We start from the raw sequence: 2650 nt of genomic DNA, 5'->3' as shown, positions 1-2650 counted from the left end.
TGTTGGGGATTGCGGGCGTCGTCGCTGTCCACCGTTATAAAAGTTGGTGCGGGCAGAAAGATTAATATAAACACCTAACCCCCAATATTTTATATATGATGTTAGCAACTGGCATTTTATCTCACTCTTATAATTGTTTCTTTTCCATTAACCTTAAATGTTTTAAAAACTTTGTAGGGAGTGTTTATATATTCGGTTGATTTATCTTGATTATTGAGTAATTCTTTGTCAATGAAATAAGGGTGGTGACATTCTTTATAGTTTCCCTTAGAATCAACAATAATATGATACGGTATTCCTGAAAATTGATAATTTGACCTTGTTTTAGCTTCATTACCAGTTATCAACTGAATTCCATTATATTCATTTTGGGATAAATAAGTTTTCCAAACTTCAACATTTGAATCAAGTGAAATATCTATAAAAATTACATCTTCATTATCTTCGTATTGTTTTTTTAGTTTTTCAAGTTCAGGTTTTACTCCAAGACAAGGTCCACACCAAGTTGCCCAGAATGTTACATACAAGGTTTTACCACCAAAGTCTTTCAAGCTAACTTTATTACCATTTTTGTCATTAAATATTTCCTTTGGTAAGCTGGGTGGAGTATTAGATGTAAAATCCCAAAGGACAGTGACATTATACAAATTATTATCGGTATCGGTACCGTAACCTTTATTTTTTATAATGAGTGGTTGCGAAAATAAAAAGAATCCAAATAAACCAAATAAAATCACCAGTAATGGAATCTTAATTCTATTAACTATTTCCCTCCGTGAAAGTAGAATGCCTAGAGATGAGAATAGGATAATAATAAGGAAAATCGGGAAATAGAATAATTTCAACGGAATATAAATTATTATAGAAATTAAAAGTATAGGAGTAAGTATTAATCTTGTATTTCTGTTTATGAGTCCCGCTAAGTAAAACCCTATAAAACACATTAATAATGGAAACCATTTTAAAACTTGAAAGTTCATTATATTAATAACGTCTTCAAATAATAAAAGAAACAAAATGTTCGTAGCGATAATCACTAATACTCCTAGGAAAAGTTTGAAAAATGTTTTTAATGTTTTCTTCATCATGGTTGTTTTTTATGCTTGTTGCTAACGTATACGTATATGAAACGTTTGGCATTTCGAAGCACTTTCCTGTCAAATTACAAGTACTTTTGATACGGGCTGGAATGTTCGATAACGCACTGATTGCCAAATGTTTTATATACGATGTTGTAGGGCGTTAAGCTATTTCAATTCAAATTTGCCATTATTAATTTTGTCCGTAAACCGTAAATTCGTTATTCTAACATTTTTATTTTTCTTCGATATTGAACATTCAAGAACTGAAATTAATTCTAATTTTTCCGTTGCGGATTTAGGCTTTATTGCAACACACAACCCATTATAATCAGCTCTAACACTTGGATATATTACTCCATCACAATTTCGAATTGCATTTTCTGTAAGCTTTGCGGAGATTAGGTAGTCATACTCTCCACGTATATCAATTTTAGCAAATTCAGAAGACATGTACTCTTGAAAAGCAATTGCATCTTCTTTTTGTTCTCCTAATTGCTCTAAATATAAATGATAGTCACGAGTCATTTCTTGGAAGAAATTGATTTTATTTTTTTCCATGTCAGGACTAATTATCGATAATAGCGTAATTTTCTCCTTAACGCACCATTTACCGAAAATAATAATCTCCTCTCCATCTTCTGTGTTAGGGTCTCTCAATAAATTGCTTACTTCACAAGCTCCAATTATTCTTTCAGTAGTTAGTTCACCTTGTCCCTTAATTTCCGGAATTACAGCGCCATAAAACATTGTCTGTTCAGGCGTACTTGCTCTTTGATATTTTGAGTTGAATTTGTCAGGGGTAAAAGATAACTCATGGTTTTCTGACAAAACCTGTCCCTTATTAATTTGTCTTGCACGGTGGATAATTTTTCCTTTATCATAGTCAGTAACTGCAACTGGCAAAGCTCCAAATTTCGATATGATTTCTTCAATTTCTCTTGTAGGAAATGTCTCAAGTTCAAGAGACCTCAATTTAGTTATAAGGTCTTTCATATTATTCATTATCAACAAATGTGGTGTAGTCATAAGAGTAAAAATGCTGTTCAGGGTTTCTTTTGCAAGAGATAAAAACTCCAATTTCATTTTTAAAAATCCGCATACTAGAATCACAAACAGGACATATTGATTTTGTCTTTTTTAGAAATATTTTTCTCCCATTTGATTCCAAACTGTAAATACCCAAGAATGGAATAAATTTCCTATTTAGTAGTGATAAACCAATTGCTACAATAAGAACAGAGAATATCATAATGAATGGCAACACATTAATCAAAGAGGATAATTCAGTGATAGGGTATTTTACAAACAAAGAGAAATAAGTAATAATTATTCCTCCAAAACTTATCACACCACTAATAGTAAGCTTTTTTGGACTGATAGCTATTTCTTTCAGACTTTTCTTACTATAGTCTATTTCTACTGGGGGTTTATGGTTAAAATTATTTATCTCAACATTTTCTGCATGATTAATATTTGTTAAGCTTTGTGCATTTGAAATAATTTTATTCTTTATTTTATATTTCATGGAATAGTCAAGTTTTTTGTTTAATGCCCTACAACGCCCACAT

At 31.1% G+C, this 2650-nt stretch carries 3 protein-coding genes; all 3 read right to left on the bottom strand.

The genetic code is table 11. The features are described from left to right. Positions 1 to 116 precede the first annotated feature (116 nt). Positions 117 to 1088, bottom strand: coding sequence for a TlpA family protein disulfide reductase (locus JCM15548_RS20260; RefSeq protein ID WP_062129014.1), 972 nt, complete (start codon positions 1086 to 1088; stop codon positions 117 to 119). Between the two features lie 159 nt (positions 1089 to 1247). After that, positions 1248 to 2075 carry a hypothetical protein gene (locus tag JCM15548_RS20255; protein ID WP_062129012.1) on the bottom strand — a complete coding sequence of 276 codons (828 nt, stop codon included), beginning with the start codon at positions 2073 to 2075 and terminating at the stop codon, positions 1248 to 1250. 1 nt (position 2076) lies between these two features. Further along, positions 2077 to 2650: hypothetical protein (locus JCM15548_RS20250; RefSeq protein WP_227626076.1), on the bottom strand; the 574-nt coding region annotated here is incomplete at its 5' end.

It is taken from the genome of Geofilum rubicundum JCM 15548, assembly GCF_000974365.1.
GTDB classification, from domain to species: domain Bacteria; phylum Bacteroidota; class Bacteroidia; order Bacteroidales; family Marinilabiliaceae; genus Geofilum; species Geofilum rubicundum.
Note: the sequence above shows the minus strand (reverse complement) of the source record. Positions and strands in the feature narration are given on the sequence as shown.